General features: G+C 49.2%; 15 protein-coding genes and 2 pseudogenes. 9 read left to right on the top strand and 8 right to left on the bottom strand.

Annotated elements, in window-relative coordinates; genetic code table 11:
- On the bottom strand, window positions 1–846 hold the full coding sequence (locus PSAKL28_RS19890) for an AAA family ATPase (RefSeq protein WP_038613705.1): 846 nt from the start codon (window positions 844–846) through the stop codon (window positions 1–3).
- Window positions 847–1,086: 240 nt separating this feature from the next.
- Between PSAKL28_RS19890 and cysK the strand changes: the two genes are divergently transcribed.
- The 7 genes and pseudogenes from cysK to PSAKL28_RS19860 all read left to right on the top strand — a co-directional run bounded on the left by cysK (window position 1,087) and on the right by PSAKL28_RS19860 (window position 9,931).
- On the top strand, window positions 1,087–2,061 hold the full coding sequence (gene cysK, locus PSAKL28_RS19885) for a cysteine synthase A (RefSeq protein ID WP_038613704.1): 975 nt from the start codon (window positions 1,087–1,089) through the stop codon (window positions 2,059–2,061).
- A gap of 162 nt (window positions 2,062–2,223) precedes the next feature.
- Window positions 2,224–3,159, top strand: a complete 936-nt coding sequence (locus PSAKL28_RS19880; protein ID WP_038613703.1) for an aspartyl/asparaginyl beta-hydroxylase domain-containing protein — start codon at window positions 2,224–2,226, stop codon at window positions 3,157–3,159.
- A 388-nt stretch (window positions 3,160–3,547) separates the two neighbouring features.
- Window positions 3,548–4,057 (top strand): annotated as a pseudogene (locus PSAKL28_RS19875) (EamA family transporter); the annotation flags it as partial.
- Between the two features lie 71 nt (window positions 4,058–4,128).
- Complete coding sequence (locus PSAKL28_RS19870) at window positions 4,129–6,036, top strand: hypothetical protein (protein ID WP_157687057.1); 1,908 nt, start codon at window positions 4,129–4,131, stop codon at window positions 6,034–6,036.
- On the top strand, window positions 6,017–8,209 hold the full coding sequence (locus PSAKL28_RS27765) for a site-specific integrase (RefSeq protein ID WP_157687056.1): 2,193 nt from the start codon (window positions 6,017–6,019) through the stop codon (window positions 8,207–8,209). Before PSAKL28_RS19870 ends, PSAKL28_RS27765 begins: the two co-directional genes overlap by 20 nt.
- A complete protein-coding gene (locus PSAKL28_RS27760) occupies window positions 8,206–8,697 on the top strand; it encodes a hypothetical protein (protein WP_157687055.1) in 492 nt (163 codons plus the stop codon). Before PSAKL28_RS27765 ends, PSAKL28_RS27760 begins: the two co-directional genes overlap by 4 nt.
- On the top strand, window positions 8,681–9,931 hold the full coding sequence (locus PSAKL28_RS19860; RefSeq protein WP_038613698.1) for a site-specific integrase: 1,251 nt from the start codon (window positions 8,681–8,683) through the stop codon (window positions 9,929–9,931). The genes PSAKL28_RS27760 and PSAKL28_RS19860 overlap by 17 nt, the downstream gene beginning before the upstream one ends.
- Before the next feature lie 235 nt (window positions 9,932–10,166).
- Here PSAKL28_RS19860 and PSAKL28_RS19855 read toward each other — a convergent pair whose 3' ends face one another.
- From PSAKL28_RS19855 to PSAKL28_RS19825, 7 genes are all read right to left on the bottom strand, one after another.
- The gene (locus PSAKL28_RS19855) at window positions 10,167–11,003 is read right to left on the bottom strand and encodes a macro domain-containing protein (protein ID WP_257011819.1); all 837 of its coding nucleotides are present in this window, start codon (window positions 11,001–11,003) and stop codon (window positions 10,167–10,169) included.
- 33 nt (window positions 11,004–11,036) lie between these two features.
- The gene (locus tag PSAKL28_RS19850; protein ID WP_038613694.1) at window positions 11,037–11,600 is read right to left on the bottom strand and encodes a TIR domain-containing protein; all 564 of its coding nucleotides are present in this window, start codon (window positions 11,598–11,600) and stop codon (window positions 11,037–11,039) included.
- Window positions 11,601–11,849: 249 nt separating this feature from the next.
- On the bottom strand, window positions 11,850–12,629 hold the full coding sequence (locus PSAKL28_RS27755; protein ID WP_157687054.1) for an E2 domain-associated cysteine-rich protein: 780 nt from the start codon (window positions 12,627–12,629) through the stop codon (window positions 11,850–11,852).
- Window positions 12,626–14,176, bottom strand: a complete 1,551-nt coding sequence (gene pycC, locus PSAKL28_RS19840; protein WP_038613690.1) for a Pycsar phage resistance system uridylate cyclase PycC — start codon at window positions 14,174–14,176, stop codon at window positions 12,626–12,628. Before pycC (PSAKL28_RS19840) ends, PSAKL28_RS27755 begins: the two co-directional genes overlap by 4 nt.
- Window positions 14,177–14,247: 71 nt before the next feature.
- The gene (locus PSAKL28_RS19835) at window positions 14,248–15,168 is read right to left on the bottom strand and encodes a TIR domain-containing protein (protein WP_051939486.1); all 921 of its coding nucleotides are present in this window, start codon (window positions 15,166–15,168) and stop codon (window positions 14,248–14,250) included.
- 362 nt (window positions 15,169–15,530) lie between these two features.
- Window positions 15,531–16,220: a Pycsar phage resistance system uridylate cyclase PycC gene (pycC, locus tag PSAKL28_RS19830; RefSeq protein WP_038613688.1), complete on the bottom strand. Its 690-nt coding sequence runs from the start codon at window positions 16,218–16,220 to the stop codon at window positions 15,531–15,533.
- Between the two features lie 262 nt (window positions 16,221–16,482).
- Complete coding sequence (locus PSAKL28_RS19825) at window positions 16,483–16,959, bottom strand: hypothetical protein (RefSeq protein WP_038613685.1); 477 nt, start codon at window positions 16,957–16,959, stop codon at window positions 16,483–16,485.
- Between the two features lie 131 nt (window positions 16,960–17,090).
- On the opposite strand from PSAKL28_RS19825, the pseudogene PSAKL28_RS28605 reads away from it, so the two are divergent.
- Together PSAKL28_RS28605 and PSAKL28_RS19820 are read left to right on the top strand one after the other, a co-directional pair.
- Window positions 17,091–17,198, top strand: a pseudogene (locus tag PSAKL28_RS28605) (hypothetical protein); the annotation flags it as partial.
- A 476-nt stretch (window positions 17,199–17,674) separates the two neighbouring features.
- Window positions 17,675–21,010, top strand: a complete 3,336-nt coding sequence (locus PSAKL28_RS19820) for a VPA1262 family protein (RefSeq protein WP_038613683.1) — start codon at window positions 17,675–17,677, stop codon at window positions 21,008–21,010.
- The last annotated feature ends 5 nt before the right edge of the window (window positions 21,011–21,015 follow it).

The following is a 21,015-nucleotide window of genomic DNA, read 5'->3' as shown; positions in this document are numbered from 1 at the left end:
TCAGCGATTACCGCGACGGCTCATGAAGGCCAGGCGCTCGAGCAGTTGCACGTCCTGTTCGTTTTTCACCAGGGCGCCGGCCAATGGCGGGATGGCCTTGGTCGGATCGCGCTCACGCAGCACGGCTTCGCCGATGTTGTCGGCCATCAGCAGCTTGAGCCAGTCGACCAGTTCCGAGGTCGACGGCTTTTTCTTCAGGCCCGGTACCTTGCGTACATCGAAGAACACGTCCAGCGCTTCGCTGACCAGGTCTTTCTTGATGTTCGGGTAGTGCACATCGACGATCTGCTGCAGGGTGTCGCGATCGGGGAAGGCGATGTAATGGAAGAAGCAGCGGCGCAGGAAGGCGTCCGGCAGCTCTTTTTCGTTGTTCGAGGTAATGATGATGATCGGGCGCTGCTTGGCCTTGATCGTCTCGTCGATCTCGTAAACGTAGAACTCCATCCGGTCCAGTTCCTGCAACAGGTCGTTGGGGAACTCGATGTCGGCCTTGTCGATTTCATCGATCAGCAGAATCACCCGCTCCTCGGATTCGAACGCTTCCCAGAGCTTGCCCTTCTTCAGGTAGTTGCGCACATCGTGGACCTTGTCCACCCCCAGTTGCGAATCCCGCAGGCGGCTGACCGCATCGTACTCGTAGAGGCCCTGGTGAGCCTTGGTGGTCGACTTGATGTGCCAGGTGATCAGCTTGGCGCCAAAGGATTCGGCCAACTGTTCGGCGAGCATGGTCTTGCCGGTGCCGGGTTCGCCCTTGACCAACAGTGGCCGTTCCAGGGTGATCGCCGCGTTGACTGCCAGTTTCAGGTCGCTGGTGGCGACGTAGGTGCTGGTGCCTTCGAACTTCATGAACCGATCCTCTAACGTAGTGCCGGGGTACATGGCCCCAGGCCGAAAAAATGTCATGCACGACTATAACGCGGGCTCTGGTCGACTGGGAACGCAGACGCTCTATTCAGTCTCTGAATGGAGCGTCACTTGGTGACCTGGTCAGGGCGGAGGTGTTGCCGGGCGTGTCAGGGGTGGACTCACCCCGGAGGCAGGCTTACCCTTGAAGTTTTCTGCTCCGGTGCTAAAAGGACCCCCGTCATGAGCCGTATCTTTGCTGACAACGCGCATTCCATCGGCAATACGCCGCTGGTCCAGATCAACCGCATCGCCCCGCGTGGCGTGACCATTCTGGCCAAGACCGAAGGGCGTAACCCGGGTTATTCGGTCAAATGCCGGATCGGCGCGAACATGATCTGGGACGCGGAAAGCAGCGGCAAGCTCAAGCCGGGCATGACCATTGTCGAGCCGACCTCGGGCAATACCGGCATCGGCCTGGCCTTTGTTGCTGCTGCGCGCGGCTACAAACTGCTGCTGACCATGCCGGCATCGATGAGCATCGAGCGGCGCAAGGTGCTCAAGGCGCTGGGCGCCGAACTGGTGTTGACCGAACCGGCCAAGGGCATGAAGGGCGCGATTGAGAAGGCCGGTGAAATCGTTGCCAGTGATACCGCCCAGTATTTCATGCCCGCCCAGTTCGATAACCCGGCCAACCCTGCGATTCACGAGAAGACCACCGGTCCGGAAATCTGGAACGATACAGACGGTGCGGTCGATGTGCTGGTTGCCGGGGTCGGTACCGGTGGCACCATTACCGGGGTTTCCCGCTACATCAAGCTGACCCAGGGCAAGGCGATCCTTTCCGTGGCGGTCGAACCGCTGGTGTCGCCGGTGATCACCCAGGCGTTGGCCGGTCTTGAGATCAAACCCAGCCCGCACAAGATCCAGGGTATCGGTGCCGGCTTTGTGCCGAATAACCTCGACCTGACAATGGTCGACCAGGTTGAACTGGTCAGTGACGAGGAGTCCAAAGTCATGGCCCTGCGTCTGATGCAGGAGGAGGGTATCCTCTGCGGGATTTCCTCCGGTGCGGCGATGGCAGCGGCGGTGCGCCTGGCGGAGAAGCCTGAAATGCAAGGCAAGACCATCGTCGTGGTCCTGCCCGATTCCGGGGAACGCTACCTGTCGAGCATGCTCTTCAGCGACCTGTTCACCGACCAGGAGAACCAGCAGTAAAGCGCTTTGGCGCTGACCAAGAGCAATAATCAGCGGCGGGTACTGTTGCACAATCCTTAATACTGAATACTGGCACCGGTTATTTTTACCGGTGCCAGATCGGTTTATGATGTTTGATTAATCCGGCAGCAATGGCTTGATCGAAATTCCAAGGAGTGTTGCATGACTGTTTCTTTAGTCGCCAAGGCAGGTGTATTGCTGATGTTTTTCGGCAGCACGTTGTATGTGCACCTGCGCGGCAAGGCGCGCTTGCCGATGTTGCGCCAGTTCGTCAACCATTCGGCGCTGTTTGCCCCCTATAACGCCTTGATGTACCTGTTTTCCGGTGTGCCTTCCAAACCCTACCTGGACCGCAGCCGCTTTCCCGAGCTCGATGTACTCAAGGACAACTGGGAAGTTATCCGCGAAGAGGCCATGCACCTGTTCGACGAGGGTTACATCCGCGCCGCCGAGAAAGACAACGACGCCGGTTTCGGTTCGTTCTTCAAGAAGGGCTGGAAGCGTTTCTACCTGAAGTGGTACGACAAAGCGCTGCCATCGGCGCAAGCGCTGTGCCCGAAGACCGTCGAACTGGTCAACAGCATCCCCAACGTCAAAGGCGCAATGTTCGCCCTGCTGCCTGGTGGCAGCCACCTCAACCCGCACCGTGACCCGTTCGGCGGCTCCCTGCGTTATCACCTGGGCCTGTCGACGCCAAACTCCGACAACTGCCGGATCTACGTCGATGGCCAGGCTTATGCGTGGCGCGACGGTGAAGATGTGATGTTCGATGAAACCTATGTGCACTGGGTGAAAAACGAGACCGAGACTACCCGGGTGATCCTCTTCTGCGACGTCGAGCGTCCGCTCAACAGCCCGCTGATGACCCGCATCAACCGCAAGGTCAGCGCTTTCCTTGGCCGCGCCACTGCGCCGCAGAACACCGATGACGAGCGCGTTGGCGGGATCAACCGGGCTTATGCCTGGAGCAAGCGCTTCAGCAACGTGATCAGCGGCCAGGTCAAACAGTTCAAGCGTGCCAATCCCAAGGCCTACCGGGTGTTGCGTCCGGTGCTGGCGGTGGTGGTGGCTTACCTGCTGTATCACTGGTTGTTCTGAGACAGCATCGCGGGGCAAGCCCGCTCCCACAGGTTCCAGACCTCCAGTGGGAGCGGGCTTGCCCCGCGATGAACTCACCGCTATAGTCAGACCCACTTCACCTCACCGAAGACCTGCTCATGCCAGCTTCCCCACTTCGTACCGTATTCGCTACCGCGCCCGACGCGGTGCTAGTCGTGCGTGGGAGTCAGCAACCGGCCATGATCAGTCACTACCCACCACCTGTCAGTAGCGTGGTTGTGTGCGTTGTCGCACCACCGGGCGTGGTAGTGCTGGGCTAAGCGGCCAACCGCTGCGTCCCGACACACCTGCACCCTACTGAATACGGTTGGCTGCCCCCAGCGGGCAGCACCGTTCGGCTTATCTGCCCGAATTACAGGTGGCATTCATGTTTGCTCTATCGAAAGAATCCGTGGCCTCGGCGGTCACCACTAGCCTGTTCGTCCTGCTCTGGAGTAGCGGGGCGATCGTCTCCAAGCTGGGCCTGGCCCATGCCAGTCCCTTTGCGTTCCTGCTGATGCGTTCAGCCCTGGCCCTGTGCGGTCTGTTGCTGCTCGCACCGTTGCTCAGGTTGCGCTGGCCGCGCGGGCGGGCGGCGGTGCTGCAAGCGCTGGCCACCGGTTGCGTGTTGCTCGGTGCCTACCAGATATTCTACCTGCTGGCGCTCAACACCCAGGTGACGCCCGGCGTGATGGCCACGGTCATGGGCGTGCAACCTATCCTCACCGTGGTGTTGATGGAGCGTCAGCGTTCCTGGAGCCGTTTGTTCGGCCTCGGGCTGGGCTTGAGCGGGTTGATCATGGTGGTCTATCAGGGGATCAATCTGGGTGGGGTTTCCCTGATGGGGATGCTCTTTGCACTGCTGGCACTGTCGAGCATGACCTTCGGCTCACTTGTCAATGTAGTGTGACTCTATGAGCAAGGTGCCGGAAGCCCTGCTACGCTTGGTTTTGCGGGGAGGACCTTACCTTGTATGCACAAAATGGTCGAATTCTAAAAATTTTTGTTCAGTACACGAGTTACCACCATGTTTATCACAGTGAAAGGTTTTTCGATCTCGATGAACTCGAACTATGGGACGAGTCATGGTTGACTTCGGTCTTGCGGAAATTATCTGATTCATCGTTAGAACATCGCATCAGGGTTAATGTGATTTATTTCATCAAAACGGCAATTGTTTGTTTGAAGCTAGATCCCCAAGGTTGGGAAATTTGTCGAATTCGCGAGCAAAATCTAACGCCGAAAAAAATGCATGCATTATTCAGTATTCTGGAAAATCGACTCCGCGAAACTGATCATACATCCGAGACCATGCGACAGATCTCTGGAAAGTTCAGGCAGGCCGTACTCAACACCAATTTCCTCGCCGCTGAGGAGATCACCGTAGACTCGGTAAAATACAGGTCTGGTTTAGGGGGGGGTCAAAATAAACTCCAACCAATATTAAACATGGAGGATCATTTAAAAATCTTGGAAAGCGACTCTCCACTAGGCGCAGTGCCTCACAAAAACTACCTTGACTTAATCGAAAAGTCGGCAAGTATCTTACAGGTGGACTTATTAAAGATTGTCGAGGCATGTAACCAAGAACTGTTTTTCTCTAAACAAAACCGACTTAAAATAAAAGGTCTCGAATGTAATGGTCTAACAAGCGTTCAAGAGGCAGAGATTATGAGTACGCTATTCAAGCTTCCTTCCTCTGGCACAAGTAAAATATTAGGTAGGAACTCTGCAGAAAATATTTTAGCGGTTTTTAGAAAGGGGGTGCTTCAGCATGATCAGTCAATGGTTAGGAACGGTACTTTTAAACTACATGGGCTGGAGAACAACTGTTTAGAGATAGGCGTGGTGGTTCGTAAGGGATATAGTCCTCGTCAGTCTTTTTTTTCTCCAGAACGCCTGACAACTATCGAGTTGCAGGCAATTTTTATATTGTTGCTATGCAGGACTGGATGGAACCAAGATGCGCTCGTCGCTATGGACAGAGATGGGGTAATAAGCAATAAGGAAGGCTTTGCGTACACATTGCAAGGTTTCAAAGGAAAAACAGATGATGATACTCCTGTTATTTTCATAGAAAAAACTGAAAACGATGTTATTTATGCAATAGAATTGCTGGTCTGGAATTTTGATCAGCTGCATTTATTTAAATTGCTACCATTTGGTAGTAGGAGGATCTGGAGCTCATGGACTAACGGCTACAAACTTTCTGACAGGCAGTCTACAACTATTCAAATGACGCCAAAAGGGTTCATTCAGCGAAATGATTTGTTTAACTTTTCACTAAGCCACATTCGTAGAACTGTATTATGCCTTGATGCTTATAAGTCGAAGAGCTTCGAGACCGCTAGGCGGCGAGGCGGGCATAGCAGCCTCGGAACCACTGGCAGATATCTTGATCAATTTATAACAAGAAATATTTCATCCTCGATCAATCTGCAATTTCAAGTGGATCTCCAGAATAAGGTTGTCTTCAATATGGCCTCAAGGAAAAGCAATATAAATCAATGGAAGAGTATCGGGGATGGTTCGTTGTGTGTTGATCCCTACACGGGGCTTTATGGTGATAGGGGGGCGGATTTGATTTGCTCAGCTGAAAACTGCCATAAAAAAGACGGCTGTCCTCAAAGAAGAATCATAATTACTGAAGAGGAAATTTTAAGCATCATCAGGACGAGAGAGTATTACTTTAAAAACTGGCAGCGATTACGTAGCGAAAATCAAGAGCGCTTCAATATAGTTGTTGCCCCAAAGATTGCATTCAATGATGCACTGTACAATTACGTGAAAAATTCTAGGTTTGGATATGTATTAAATAAAATTGAAAGCGCATTGTTAGATGTTGAGGACGCAATCCATGAGTCAAGACATATTTGAAATTATTAACGGCAATCCCATTTCAGCGGATTTGTTTCTTGATTCAAATTTTGTGTTGTATGTGAAAGAGCATGATGCGCGATCAGATGAAAGAAAAGCGAGGCCGATAGATCTTAAAAGATATTGGCTGCCTGCTAATGATGTGTATGAAACACCGTCCAGGCTTGTTGAGTATTCGCATTACCTTGTCGCATTGATATATTCGTTAGACTATTTTGCTGCCTCGAATGCACCCAGTAATTCCAAATGCAATCGCATATGCTTCATTCTCTCCACCATAATTAAGTTTTTTGAATATTGCTGGCTTAATAACATATTCGACCTAGGCAAAATTTCCGGTCCTTTTACGCTCAAATTGGCTAGAATCCTAGCCGGAAGTGGCTGGCATGAAGCCCTGAATATAGATTTCCGGCTGACCGAATTTTTAGATACAGCTGTAGATCCCTCTCAGCAAATATTCACGTCCACAAACTCAAAAGTAAGTCTGAGTACTACCGGATTTCAATCTGCTATTTCTACAAATCTTAGCGGAAATGAAGTGGCTGTTTACTTTAATAGGGTAAGGAAGTTTCAAGTAACAAAGGGTTGGCTAACTGTTTTTCGAGCGAATGATAAGACTCCAAGCGGGATGAAATATAGCCTATTGCGTCAGACTCTCGAGTCAATTAATTTTCTTTATCACTCTACTGATGCATATAGAACTAAAATTGTCCCGTTTGAGAACTATGTTAAGTTAGCAAAAAAGCTAACAGAAAATCCGGGTACGACTGCAGATATTAACAGCTATGACGCAGGTATGCTGTTGGAGTACTCTCTAGAATACATCAACACTAAAAGCAATCGTACGCTACGTCTCTTAGCTTTCGCGGCAAAGCAACTAACGACGCCTGGCGATGTGCGAAAAAACTTTTCAAGGGTGATGCGTTTTGCACGCCGAGTCGGGCTTGTCAATTCTGATTCAATTGGGTCGGCGAATATTAAAAGCGTGATCAGTTTTTTAAACTCAGCCATTAAAGATATTTTAAACGCGTGCTTCATCGTGATTGCAATACTTAATGCGAGAAGAAAGCGCGAGCTTACTCATAAAAAATACGGCCTTTCACTGGGTAGCGGAGTTGTGGTAAATGATAGAGCGGGAATATTTCTTCAGCAGTTCTATGTAGAGAAAACGGTGAAAGACTATGTGGGTTTTTTTATTGCTTCGGCCACAAAGGTAGCAATTACCACTTTAGAGAAGCTACAGTTAATATTCGTGGGTAAACCCTTCGAAAAACATAACTATTCAATGCTGGTAGATCGTGATTTAACATTGTTTCGGTACAAGCAATTTAACTCTAATGGTTTAATAAGTAAGTATTCTCAGTTTGACTTTGAATGTGGCGATCCAATGATGTCGGGCAATTTTATACATTCTGCGATCGGCAAGCCGATGAGGCTTACTCCACACATGTTTCGAAGGCTATATTGTAAAATCTTCATCAATAGATACGAATATTTTATGCTGCCTTTTTTATCGTATCAACTTCAGCACGAGGATATTGCTACCACGCAAATATATGTGTCTAACCCTCAAGCACAGGCAGAGTCGGCAGAGGTTAGTAAGTTGTACGATTGGGACTTATCAGTACAGTCCGAAGCTCATGTTATACACAATGATGAGATAATGATGAGTATGGCGGACGCTACCAGGGAGAAATTTAGCGAAATCATATATCGGAGTATTTCGTGTGAAAATACGTCGGGCGGATACACCAAACTTACGCGGGCTCTTTATAAGAAAATGTTCTCATCTGTTGAGTATGCTAAGCTAGATCTAGATAATATTGAAAAGCTGGTTGAACGACTCAAGAATAGAGGGCATGCTCCGCAACCATTTAAACATGCACAGTGTTTAGCTGGTGCTAATCGCGTCAAATCGAAATCAAAGTGCTGGCAACAAATTGATAATAAGCTACATAAGGAAAATGCATCTCCGAAACTTTGTCGAGGCTGTCTGTTTTCTTGGACTTCTGAAGAGCACGTCTATGGTATGGAGTTAGATCTTGCTAGTATGAGATTGGAAGCTGTCAAAATGCCTGAGACCTCTATTGCAAGGATAAATATGGAGTATGAGATTGAGGGGTTAGAGAGTACATTGCTATATCATAAGTTGTATCTTGGTAAATTCACATGAAAATTTCGGAACGAAATAGAAGCGAAGCAATTCGAAATGTTCGGCTAAAGATTTCTCTGCTCAAGGAAATGTTTAGTAATTCTGATCTCCCAACTGATGAGTATTATCCAAAAACATTGCGACAATTTAATAACTGGGATCTCTCACAGAATACCGTTAGGTTCAGAGAAAATACTCCCCCAATAACTCGTAATGCAAACGACACCCTCAACAAGTATCCAGAGCTAAAGAGTGAAGTGGTCGCTTCCCTCCACGCGTCAATGCTAGTCCGCACTAAAAATTCTTCGAGCAATCGTACAGACAAGATAGGCAAATTTAAGGAGGAGATTGGAAGACTTAAAAAATATATCAGTGTACTTGAGTCATATACAGCGAGCCAAAAACTTGAGCTTGTTCGAGTTAATGAGTTGCTCGAAGATAAGGTTAATAGTTTAAATTCTGCGATCGCAGAGTTGAAGAGGAAGTTAAGAGATGCCAATTCAAATTAGATGGATTGGCGAGACAGATCTTAAAATTCCAATTCCTTTTGATCAGGAGAATCTCCTGATTGTCGACGACCTGATGGATTACGCAATCCATTTACAGCGGCATGATTGTTGGTCATTTTCGTATGTAAAAAATGAAATGTATCATCTAGTGCTTTATTTTAATTTCATAGAGTCCGAGAGGATTTCAATAGCAGGCGCCACAAATAGTACGTTAAGAAACTTCAGAAATGCAGATTTAAACAGGCTTAAGGCAAAAAGCTCAGTTTTGGAAAAAAAGCTTAAGAGAGTCGTTAATAGTAGGCTCGCCATAATTTATTGTTTTTATCACTGGTACCAAAATCGTCATAAGCTTTGTGGTTTGATTGGGGCGCATGAGTGCGCAATAACTTCGGATTTTACTTTGAAGTCCAAGAAGAATAAATCGTTAGATGATAATTACCGTATGTACCCTTTGAATTACAGGCGAATCGGTAGGTCTAGTAAGCATGTTACTGAGTATACAGCTACCGAATTAGACGTTAGTAAGCTCGAAGATTACTTTCGCAAAGAAAGAGATGAATATATTTCAGAGCGCAATAGTCTTATCATGGCTATCGCCAGTACTGTTGGCTTTCGAAGAGGGTCCATAAACTCTCTCCGTTGCTCACAATTTTCTCAAGAAGAGCTGAGAAAAAATCTTGATGACTATATTATAGTAAATCCGGACAGTCAGAAGTTCGACGCAAATCTTAACTATCGCTTCCCTATTTTACTCGCTTATAGAATTAGTGAATTTATTACCACTGTACGTAAATGCATGCTCGAGGCGAAAGGATTCAATGAGGCAGTGACACAAGATAGGGTTTTTTTGTCAGTGCGCACCGGACGTCCACTGAACGATGCAAGTGTATCTGATATATTCGGTAAAGCGTTCAAAGCGATTGGCAGCACTAAATCTAGAACTTCAATACATGCCTTCAGGCGAAAGTTTGCTGAGCACAGGATTCAAACAAACTTTGAGCAACGCGCAGAACTGAGGTTGGACACTTCGGACGCTTCAGTTTCTGCATCTGTAGCAATGGATCTGGGACAACGTAACTCCGACTCAATAAAGCCGTATGTTGCTCTCACCCAACAAATGCTCGTGAATAAGCGGTATCAGGAAAAGAATGAACTCATAAAAAAACTCAGTGAGGAAAATTTTCGGCTGCAGGCAGAGTTAGATGATTTAAGGAGTAAAATTAAAGGTTCCTGAATCGTTTCATGATTTGGCTAGCTCCCTTTGAAATAGTGGGATTCCAGGGCTTTGATTAACTATGTACTGAATCGGCATGCAACCCTCGATACGCTACGTTGATGCAGTCAAAAATAGTGGTGATTACTTCGTTAATGAGTGATGAGAAACAGTGCGCCGCTCACATATTAAAACAGCGCTCATCACTCATCCTCAACTCCTAGGCGTAGGGAGATGACGCCGTTGACGGTAAAATTTATAAACCGTTTTTCGCCGATTTTATGTCCAGAAGGTTGATGGTCTTGATTTTGTCTTGGTGGATCACAATCGTCAGTTTGGCGGGGTACTTAAATCGCATTTCGCTGATCCGAAATGTCCACAACATAATCTTGAGCAGGTCTTCATCACTGATGTTTTTGTGTTCCTTGATTCGCGTAATGCCTGAGCCGAAAATTGGTGTGGATACGCTTTGTTGAGCGTACACTTTATTGATTTTATCCCAAAAGTTGATCAAGAACTCCAGGTACTCGGGCATGGTCAGCATTGCCCGATTTTGATTGTCAAACTTTGAGAATGCTGTAAGTATAAAATCATCGTAGACACATAGTGTGCCGATTTTATATTTTTGCAGTTTTCCTGCACGTCTGGCAGTGTTTAATTCACCCAGTTCGTCAGGGTCAAAGGGATATGTTTCTAGGTGGTGATCGAGTTTGGTAAGCGTGCTGGGCAAGTGTAAATTAATAAATACCCCATTTAATGAGTGCGCAGATATGATTCGATCGTCGACGACCGTGTCGAAGTACTCGTTGAATGCAATGACTTTTAATCCTGGCTCCAAAAATAAGTCGCCTGCCTTCACCGTGACTTTGCTGCCATCAATGTCTAAATCAACGCTTTTTAGCTGATTTGCTCTATGCCACAACCAGACGTAAACTACAATTAGAAGTCCGATAAAAATAGCGCCAGCCAACGCCTTCATCTGCGCAGGGATTTCCACAAAAATCAATGCGAGGGACAATACGGTGCTGGTGGTGGAAATCCGTTCCTTAAAGTTTTTCATTAACTGACTGTCAAAAAAACTAACCTTGCGCAAGCTGTTCTCCTTGTTGTTTTCGTGTGTCATTGATTATGCGGAATAGCGGTAGACATCCGGTTTGGTCTTTGACGTAAGTGAAAAATCTGAGTTGATTAGTGCGGTTACTATGGTTTCTTGGTTGAGCGGTATATGCAAGGTCGGCACCTTGGACATCAGTCTTTTAAAAGTCGGAAGCCTGCTCCACAATTTTTTAACATCCTCAGACAAGGCGCCATTCAGCAATAAGGATCCTTTTGTTTTGAATTCTGGGTAAATAACAATGACGGGAAGTCCTTGGTTTTCGATCCCGTATTCAATTTCCTCATTCAGGGCAACTGAACTAATAGTGACGCTGCTTAAAAACAATACAATATTCTTTGAGGACTGCAGGCGTTCGCGCAATCTTGGTTTTAACGTACTTTCCCAATCACTGCCGTCCCTCACGCTATAAGTTTTCGCGTGGGAGTCAATGAAAGGAAAGGATGGGTCTTTGGCCTTCCAAGCTCGCAGCATGTTGTAGTAAACGAAGTCCTTGGTAGCATGGGCAGCTAGTGAACTTTCGTGAAAGGGTTCAGCCACATAGAACGCGCAATAGTTACCATTTCGGTATGCCATAGTTGCTCCTTGGGGTATTGACTCGTGCAGGGATCGCGCTTAGTCGTGACATTGGCACATTGCCATTCCTAGGGTTGGAAAGGCAAATCGGCTCAGGCGGAGTGCGATTTAACGTTGTACCTTTCATCTATATAGTCATACGTTTGTTACCCTGCGGGGAAGGACGCTCATGGTCCCAATCAGCACCTCTCCAAAACACCGTTATGCGATTTCTGGGGATACCCGGCCTCGCGGTTCTTCAGCACTTAGTCAAGGTGATGGTGAAAGAGGGCAGTTATCGCAGGAGCCACAGCAGCTCCGATCCTGCATGCTTTGCCAATAACGATCCTCTTCGCTCTGCCAGTCACGTAGCGCAAAGGCCAATTCAACGGCTTGTTTGGCGTGAAGTCCACACCGACGTAATGTCTTCGGACGCCTAAGCCCAGAGGCCCCGCAAAAGCAGCGCTGCTTCAGATTGATTACTCGTCTGTAAGACTCCCACACGCTATAGGCGTGAACGCCGCGAACCCAGATTTCCAGGATCGCGCGACCTTTCGATCGTCGACGTTGCAGTGCAATCTGATTCTGTTCAAGCGCCGCCGAAAATTCACCATTTAAGCCTGTAGCAGCGGTCGACGCGCGAATTTGGTGATGGGCGGCGTTCCCATGGGCCCAGACCTCGTTGTTGGGCCATTTACGCTGAACCCGGGCTCGTTCTTGAAGCTTGAGGTATCTGTAGAGTGTTTCAAGCCAAGCCACAGCAGATACTTCGTCAGTCACGGCCAAGCGGCTGGCCGCTGGGTAATACAGACAGAAAGTACCGTCATAATTGATGTGCCGTTCAGGGCAAAAGGACGGCAGGTGAGTGGGCTGTTCCTCTTGAACGTAAACCGATTCATCGCTCCGTCGCAGGCGCAATCTGTACTGTAAAACCCTGCCGTCAACCAGCTGGATCGGCAATTCCAAAATAGCAGAAGAGTCCGAATCAACTGTGCAAGCGCCCCCGAAATCGGGGGCGAACTGTGTAATCAGATTAAATGCGGTGATCAAGAGTTACCTGACTCGCCGGTAGTGGTGATCGCGTAAGGACGGACTTCACGGTTGTCCACGAGAATGATGGCCGGAGCACCAGCATACGCTTCCGTACGTGCCTGTTTGGCTGACTCATCACCCTTGTCGGCCAACGCCTCAGTGGCCTCGTTATAATCCAGGTTAGCAATCTTGCGAGTCTTGCCAAACAGATCTTTCACGGCGTCAGTCGCAGCGTCATAAGCCGCTTGCCCAATCGCAGTCTCGACACCTGTACAAGCAAACTGGCGATTTTCGGATTCGATCACTTTACGTCCGATCGCGCAGCGAACGCGGTCTCCTTGCTTGCCCAGGCGGGTTACCGAAATGGGGCCAATATCAAAGCCTATCGCGAGACCCAGTTCACCCGTTTCATAATCCTTTGCGTTCAAACGCTCGATTGCCAGGTTGAAACTGCTGCGTAGCGCGCCGGCTAACCGGGTTGATTCGGAGATCGTTGTTTGTTCGTCCGTGGTGTGGGCAGTACCATCACAGGACAGCGCCTGCACGCAGTCACCAATGAAGCGGACTCGCCGACCCTGAAAGTCAGACGTAACTACGCGTTCGAGTTCTGCGCGTATTACATGCAGCGTACGGACGACGTCCTCGGCGTTGTCGTCGATATGTTCCGCGACATAGGACGTGAAGCCGTCGATATCGGCATAAAGGCTTACCATCTCTTGGCGTTTGGAGTTGGCGGGTGTCAGCTTGCTGATGTCCATGTCGCACAGTGGCGGTGTCTGGCGGGTAAACTGGTAGCCGCCAATGGGATTGTTCTTCAGGTCCTCGCGCCATTCCTCGACGATTTCGTCGGCAGTGACGTCCAATTTAGCGGCGTTTTGGCAGTCCTTGATTTCTTCATTCGTCAAGGCAGCTTTTTCGGGCGCGTCTTTCTCAGGCAAGCCAATTGCCATACGGGCAGCATTGGTGAGGTAGATGCCCTTGGCGCTGCTGTTGCTGGCCAGTTTAGCTGCGTGATTAGCTGGGTCGCCTAGGAATAGCGGTTCACGATTCCCCTTGCGGCCGTTATTAACCGCCAGGGCGAGGCCGGTATCAATGCCGATTCGCAGCTTCGCGGCGGGAATTTGCTCATCATCGTCACCCGTCTGGGCAAGCACATCGATCATGAGCTTGGCCGTCGCGACCGCCCTTTGCACGCGCTTCAGTTCGGCGTCGGTATCGCTGTTGTAAGGTTTGGTGAACAACGAATGTAACCGTTGGCTGTGGAAGTCCACCCGCCGAGCGTCGACCCTATCGAGAATGCGCTTGACTGCACGGTAGTGTTGATCAAGGAATCGTAGCGTGCGCTTATGGCAATCAGTACCCTCGACATGCGTAATGTTGAGCATATCGTGCAGATTCTGGATATCGGCGTACATGTGAACACCATCGACCCGGTAGGCAACGCTCGTTGGAATCGACTCCAAGGACATGTCGCGGACGTAGTCTTTGACGGTGATGTCTTTCACATCAGCAATTTTCTTATCGATATGTTCGACTGCGCGGTTGTGGCTCCAACTCTTACTCACTGAACTCTCCTTTACTGAGGACGCATAACCTTTCATTTAGCAAGGTTATGGTTTGCTGAAGATAATTCGAATTATCGCGGGCCTAGTTCGTTGAAAATTTCCCGCAGCGAGGTGCAGGCGGGCCCCAGCTTTGCTTGTTCTTTGTCTGAGGGCGGGCGGTAGGTGATGGTTGTGAGACCTTTCAGGTCTGAAGGAAGGCGAACTTCATCGCCCCTGGGCTCTAGGAGAATCGACCGCATTCTGCCAAGACGGCCGACGAACATGCCGAGTTCAAAAATCACATTGTCACGTGGTGCGCCTTGCGATTGGCCACGGCTTGCCACTTCGTCGTCGGGCTGGGCGATTGCGATAGCAAAATCGCTTTCGTCCAGCTGTTCCTCCAGACTTTCAATGGTGTACTTCGACGCGCGAAACGTACCTTCGGTCCAGATTTTGACAAAGAACGTGTCATGCTCGAGCTGACGTTCGATCTCGCGTGCAATCGGCAACGCCTCTTTGGAAGAGATGATGAACACTCGGGCTGATTTGTGGGAAGGTCGCACCAAAGCGTTGCGTTGATGCAGCCGTTCAACTAGTTCACGGGTGACGTATTGCCAAATGCGGGGGAAATCGTTTGCTGCCGCTTTAAAGTCGACAGCCGATACCTTCAATACGACCGAAGATTCTGTAGCGACAACGGTCGCTGAACGTTTCGCCGTCACCACCAATGCAGACATTTCCCCGACGTGCTCTCCTTGTCCACGGATTGCCACTTCCCGGTCGTGAACTTTGATTTTGAGTTGCCCCGTGATGATAAAAAAAACGTCGGTATCCTGCCCTCCCTGCTCAATGAGAACCTGATCTTGCTCTAGCTCAATCAAGGAGCCAGCCTGCGCCAGACGTTTGGCCAGCGTTTCATTGCCGAGAACCAATTTCTGCTCTAGCAAAACCTCTTCAAGGGCTGGCCGGCCCGCAACACCTTCAAATCGTTCAATCATTTTTTCTGTAGACATTTATCGACAGCCCCGCGGGGGTAAAGGGTCTCTCAAGCAAATGGGGATGTGCCGAAAAAATTCAATGGGATCCAAAAAAGAAAAATGCAGTCGAGGTGCGGGTGGTGGGGCTATAACCTTTTTTGCCGCGGGACATTGTCGAATGTGCCGTCTGTGAAGGGGCGGGGGCTTTCTTCAGCTCAGAAATTTTCTTGCGTACATTCCTGGGCCTTGGCCGCAATGCGCGCTAGGTGCCGCGAAGGTTGGGCGTTCAGGTTAATGACGGTAACGCCAATGCCCATCGCGGCCGATAAAGGCCCGGGTTTACGTGGCTGTTATTGCGTTCAATGGCTTGCTCCTGCCCTCCAGGCGTGGTTATAAATTTACACCCGCCATTTCCAGGTGGAGGAGTACATCCAAATTCCCATCCCCTCCCAATATTCGCGAACCCACATGTCTGTACCGTTGGTTTGTTTCAAGTCTGATGCCAACCTTTTATAGACGTCCTCGGTAATGCGGGTTGGTTTGTTAGCCAGATTTGTAAGTTTTGCGGCGTAATTTGCTGCACGGCCCACCCAAACTAAGTCGTTATCACCTCGCACCCCAATTCGTGCTGTTTTCAATTGACTGGTGTCGATGCCTACAACATGCTTTAAGACAAAATCTGTAGTCCATCCCTTTGAGATTGCGGGTTGAATAATATCTTGCACAGCAAAGTTTATCTTCAAAGCGCAGCGTGCTGCGGAGGTGTTTTTGTAATCACCGGTGAAGATTCCCATAACGCGATCCCCATCGTACGCGGTGATGACCCCACCTTCGTTTTTAATGATGTCGGAAGCACATTTGAGGAAGGTTTTATAGATTTCGGTGCTGAACTCCCATTTCTTCATGTTCACCATATCTGTAGACCCGTCCAGATCCGCATATAGCACGGTCGCTGAATTCAAATCTTTTGCGTGGTTTGAGTTTAGGCGCAGATCTTCGGGGTTAGGAACTCCAGCCGTCTCTTGAACCTCCCAAACAGCTGTGAAGGTTTCGTCTACCCATTTTTTCAGATCTTCAGCTAATGCCATATTCCATTCCTAGTTGTTTAGCGTGGTCAAGTGATAGGATTGCTGCAATGGCTGCAGGTAGCAACTTTAGCAGCGACCGCTCGTGGCCAAATGAATGCCACTCTCGGATCATTATAGTGGCAGCGATGGCCTCCTCGTAGACCAACGCAGGGTCAATGAAGAAAACTACGGAAGCCTTATTAATTGGATTAATTATACATCGTCAAATATTACAAAAAACGACAAGTGCCGATGATTGAGGTCGAAGGAAACGGCTTAAGAATCAAAGGCCATATTCCATTTCGGAGATGAAAGCGTCAAATTTTGGATCGTACTCAATAGATTCATAAATATGGTTGAGCACGAACAGAGCTGCAACCATGAGTTCAGTGTCCCTTCGGTTGTCATGTCGTTTATCACCGTGGAACAGATTGTTCCTAGCGATTTTTATGCAATCAAGCAGTTCTGGCATTGTAGTCGGCGTGGTGGGTTTGCCGGACCATCGCACGCCTTCACCAGTATCGGCCACCAATCGATCCGGTGGAGCGTCGAAATAAATTGCCACATCGGATGTCGCGCGCAAGCGGGGGAAAATATCCGCTGGTAGATGGTTAGCGAATTTGGTCCATGCCGCATCAGCGTTTTCACCACGCCGAAAACCTCCTTTTTTCATCGCGTATTCAAAGCGAGAAAAAACCGCGAACAGATCATAGGCTGCCTGTGAAACACGGCTGCGAAAGTAATCTTGCAACTGGATCATGGTAATAAGCCCTCAGGAAGAGTTGGTTAAGAATAATGGTAGATGCTCGCCGTTCTTCTCAATAAAGTCAAAGTCAACAGCTCAACGTGAAAACACCCTGTCCGATAAGTCGACTCATGTGCTCGGGCAGCCCGGCCGAGCATGGGGTGGCCGACCTGGTCAATCTGTTCGGCATCGAATCGCCGGGCTTGACCAGTTGCCTGGCGTTGTCGGATCGGATGTTGCGAGGTTGGAATTAGGATAATGTGTACCTTCAGTGTTTCTCACCTGGTGGACATTTTTCCGCCAATGCAGAGCCGGAAATTTTGGATGGATGTGCATGAACGATAATTTTTTTGCTTTGAAATGTGCGGGCGCGCTGGTGGCAGTGGTTGTTGTGATCAGGTGGTTTCTTGCTTATCTAAAAAAGAAGAAGGACGCGAAGGGTAACCATCCTACAAGTGGCCAGGAATATGAATGGCGCCAATTCAGTTAAAATACGAAATGTGGTAACTTTTTCGCGTAGAGAGCAACCGTTAGCTCCGGATTCCCTTCCCCTGGAGGCTTGGCCATTTTAGAAGTCCTACGATGAAAAGAGCCTTCAGGGGCAACAAATCGAGTGCGGAAAAGTCTGTCAGCGGAAGTCTGGGATCAGACTGGCAGCGTCCCCTTAATTCTCTGCTCCCAGCACCATTGGACTTACCACAAATCTTTAATTCACCGGCATGGCGATCATATGAATCCAGCTTTTGAGCAACTGTTAACTGATCCGCGGCTTCTCGGAGTTTTCAACGAAGATGCAAAGTCCTGCGTTATGCAGGTGTGGTTGCTGGAGTACAAGAGCAAGCAGGAGACGTCCATTCGTTGGCTCTATGGGCGGGCTCTGCCTGCTGACTACAGCGCGGGCCGCTGGACTGGGTCTATCAATGGCAAAGCTATGGTTTTAACTGAGCAATCCTCTCTACGAATTCTTCCGTTCACGGCTTTTATCTCAACCACAGCATTGAGGCTTTTCAGTGAATGTTTGAGTGCAGGTATGTCGTTGCTCGAAGCCAGTGATCAAGCAGGCATTCAGGTGGATAGCAAGCTGGCGGGTGTACTTGGAGCCGCTGCGTTTGGCTCGGACGTATGCATCCGACCGATCATGCATCTGCCGACTCGTGATTACTATCGATTTGTTAGCAAACGCTTGAGCCCAAGCTCTTACGGGAGTTATGACAGCGGCGCCCTCACGCGTCTTAGTAAAGAGTCATTATTTCTAGACTTCGGAGTTGACAACGCTGGAACGATCGCCCGATCGGTGTGCGATGCGTTGGATGCCGATACAGGTCTAGATTTCGCAGTTCTGGATGCTTGGCGCTTGGGGGACTTTGAGTTTCTCTGTGCCCCATCGCTGAACGAGTCAGAACGCTCCAAGTATCGCCTGAAGACCAAAGGTGATTTCGCGTCGGTACAGATCCTTGAGCCATTCACGAATGTGCCCTGCAAGCTGCTTGTGGTGCTCAAATCTTTCAGTGATGGTTGTCTGCAATCCACTCACATTGCCACAGTGGAAAAGGATGTTGCTCTGCCTTTTGAGGTCAGATTTCACATTGACACCTTCAAGGAGCAGATTGCCACGGCAGTGACTCTAGAAGTGTTTTCTCAACCTGAGGATTCTTCGGAAGCGTTCTTGTGTCTGCAGACAGGAAATTTCTTCGTCCGCACTATGAATATGGAAATGCGGGTCCATCAATCAATGAGGATTGAGGGCAAAACTGATTGGTTGGCCAAGCAGGTACCCGCCCGAGCGAAAGGTCAGCTTGAAGACGCTAAGGCAATTCAACGTTCCTCAACGCCTTCGCGATCCGTCATTGGTGGTCACAAGGATGATCCGTGGGTCGATGTAAATCGTGGTATTGCGGAGTCGCTCGCTTTACTGCTTCCAAAGAAGTCCTCCGCACGGTTCTTTCCCAAGCTGTCTGACAGTGAGGGAATGAGCCGGCTGCAATTGGTAGCGTGGCTACGAGAGACATTTTCGGCTCATCCCGACGCCCAAATCGCTTGGTTTGACCCATTCATCGAAGATGTTGGGATCGACCTTCTGCATCGGATTGGTACCTTTGCGGGCGACTATGTGATGTTCACGTCTGAGAAGCAGGCCAAAGCGGATGGCGTCGCGTCATCGAGCGATAGTGACCAGCAACAGCGGATAAAGAATCTGCTACAGAAATGCAATGAATGGGGCAGTAGTTCTTTCGGTAACGTGCATTTGCGTGTGATTGCACTTCCAGCCAATAAGCTTCATGACCGCATGGTGCTGATCCGTTCTCGGAAAGGTATACCGCTGGCCGGATATCAGGTGTCCAACTCCATACAGATGGCCAACGAAAATCACCCATTGTTGGTGACGCCGATTCCGTCGGACATCCTTCCGGCTATTTTCACCTACATGGACGACATCATCGATGCCACGTTCCATTCTCAGCCAGAAACGGACATGGCTGAGAAAGTGCTTTTCGATTCTCGAACCCAAGCAAAGCAGGAGGTTCAGGTACACACTGAATGTACTTCGCTGTTAGATCTGCCACGCGCTGGAGATGTGTTTGCTTGGTGGCTTGAACTCGATGAGTTGCGAGGGCTTTCTGGAGCTAATCTTGCCGAGGTGTCAAACGGCCTGGGTTTGATTGAGGGGGAGGAAATTTGCGAAAGTAAATTTGAAAATGTTCCGGAAAAACTCTGGGAAAAGGGATTTGATCTGGAGCCTTTTCACGACGCGTGGGACGCAATGGGCGAGCTTCTCGCCTCTGTGCCGGCTGGTGAATTGTATAGGTTTGAGGGTGCTCAACTTACGCCAGAATTGGAGCATAGTCTGCTCCGTCATCTTGACCCTAATCGAAGAAACAGTTTGCTTCCATCAGGGGCCTCAAGGAGATTTATCGACCTCGATTACTACTTCAGTCTGAGTCTCCATGAACACCTGAAGACAGGTGATGATCCTGAGCGTACCTTTTCCTATGCTCCATCTGAAGTAGAGTACGGGGACTACTACGCTATCGTCTTGTTGTGGTTGAAAAGCCCAACGGTCCTGGCGAAATGGCTTCGTGATCAAGTCAAAAATTGGCCTATTGGCGAGAAGACCGAGGATGCGAGCCTGTTACGCCAGCGAGCGTTGATCACCACGACACTCCGTCACATCTGCAGTTATCCATACCTCGGCAGTAAAACTGCATGCATCCGCGCTTTGTTGTCGGAGAGCTGTCCGATCACGCAGTGGATGGGGTTGCACATTCTCAAGTCCGAGCTCGATGAGGGAAAATCTGGGCTGGATATTCTCGACGAACTCAATGTCTTTCCTACCGATGTCAGGACCAAGATACTTTGCTGGTTGATCAACGAGGCAAATTACCAAGAGTCAGACAGCCTCAGTTTGCTAGTCGAGCGATTGACATTGATGATTGAGACGCCATTGCGGGACACGGATTTAAAGGAAATTCTTGATCCTGTCCGTGGACGCTTAGGTAGGCTGCATCACATTACACCTTGGATTTTGGAGGCGCTGCTCGTCCCAATGCTGGAGCGAGGAGTCATAAAACCTGCGCAGGTGGCCACCCAGTGGTTAGGGGATCTAACAGCTCAGTGGCTGCCTGGGTTGAAGGGAGATCATTTGTCTTTTCGGTTTATCAGTGATGGAGCATTCACTGATGAATTGGCCATTTTGTTTGGGTTTTTGGAGGAGGGGGAGCAAAAGCCGTTGGTAACGGAGTTGCAACGTGTATTCGCCAAATCGGCACGAATTATACGTGTGCCACTGGCCACTCAGGTCAGTTGGACCAGCTATAGTCGTGCCCACCAGGTCAATCTATGGATCTATTCCTTGGCCTTGCGTATGAAGGTTTTCGCTGTTCACTCTGTCGAGGAGAGCCTATCTTCGTTGCTGGAGGATTGCTCCGGGTTGATGAACCGACTTTCTCCGTCGTACCGGGATGCATTGGGGAATGAAGAGTTGATCAAATACTCGATGGGGGACCCTGAACAGCTTCGCTCCCACCGACTGCTAAAAGTGATTGAAGAGGCCGTGAAGGAGGAGTGACAACC

This window comes from Pseudomonas alkylphenolica, assembly GCF_000746525.1.
GTDB classification, from domain to species: domain Bacteria; phylum Pseudomonadota; class Gammaproteobacteria; order Pseudomonadales; family Pseudomonadaceae; genus Aquipseudomonas; species Aquipseudomonas alkylphenolica.
The sequence above is the reverse complement of the archived record's forward strand: the minus strand, read 5'-3'. Positions and strand labels throughout refer to the sequence as shown.

Excerpts from the sequence above, each read along its gene's own strand:
- PSAKL28_RS19890 (WP_038613705.1), bottom strand. The coding sequence starts at position 846 with ATGAAGTTCGAAGGCACCAGCACCTACGTCGCCACCAGCGACCTGAAA.
- cysK (WP_038613704.1), top strand. The coding sequence starts at position 1,087 with ATGAGCCGTATCTTTGCTGACAACGCGCATTCCATCGGCAATACGCCG.
- PSAKL28_RS19880 (WP_038613703.1), top strand. The coding sequence starts at position 2,224 with ATGACTGTTTCTTTAGTCGCCAAGGCAGGTGTATTGCTGATGTTTTTC.
- PSAKL28_RS27765 (WP_157687056.1), top strand. The coding sequence starts at position 6,017 with ATGAGTCAAGACATATTTGAAATTATTAACGGCAATCCCATTTCAGCG.
- PSAKL28_RS27760 (WP_157687055.1), top strand. The coding sequence starts at position 8,206 with ATGAAAATTTCGGAACGAAATAGAAGCGAAGCAATTCGAAATGTTCGG.
- PSAKL28_RS19860 (WP_038613698.1), top strand. The coding sequence starts at position 8,681 with ATGCCAATTCAAATTAGATGGATTGGCGAGACAGATCTTAAAATTCCA.
- PSAKL28_RS19850 (WP_038613694.1), bottom strand. The coding sequence starts at position 11,600 with ATGGCATACCGAAATGGTAACTATTGCGCGTTCTATGTGGCTGAACCC.
- PSAKL28_RS19835 (WP_051939486.1), bottom strand. The coding sequence starts at position 15,168 with ATGTCTACAGAAAAAATGATTGAACGATTTGAAGGTGTTGCGGGCCGG.
- pycC (WP_038613688.1), bottom strand. The coding sequence starts at position 16,220 with ATGGCATTAGCTGAAGATCTGAAAAAATGGGTAGACGAAACCTTCACA.
- PSAKL28_RS19825 (WP_038613685.1), bottom strand. The coding sequence starts at position 16,959 with ATGATCCAGTTGCAAGATTACTTTCGCAGCCGTGTTTCACAGGCAGCC.
- PSAKL28_RS19820 (WP_038613683.1), top strand. The coding sequence starts at position 17,675 with ATGAATCCAGCTTTTGAGCAACTGTTAACTGATCCGCGGCTTCTCGGA.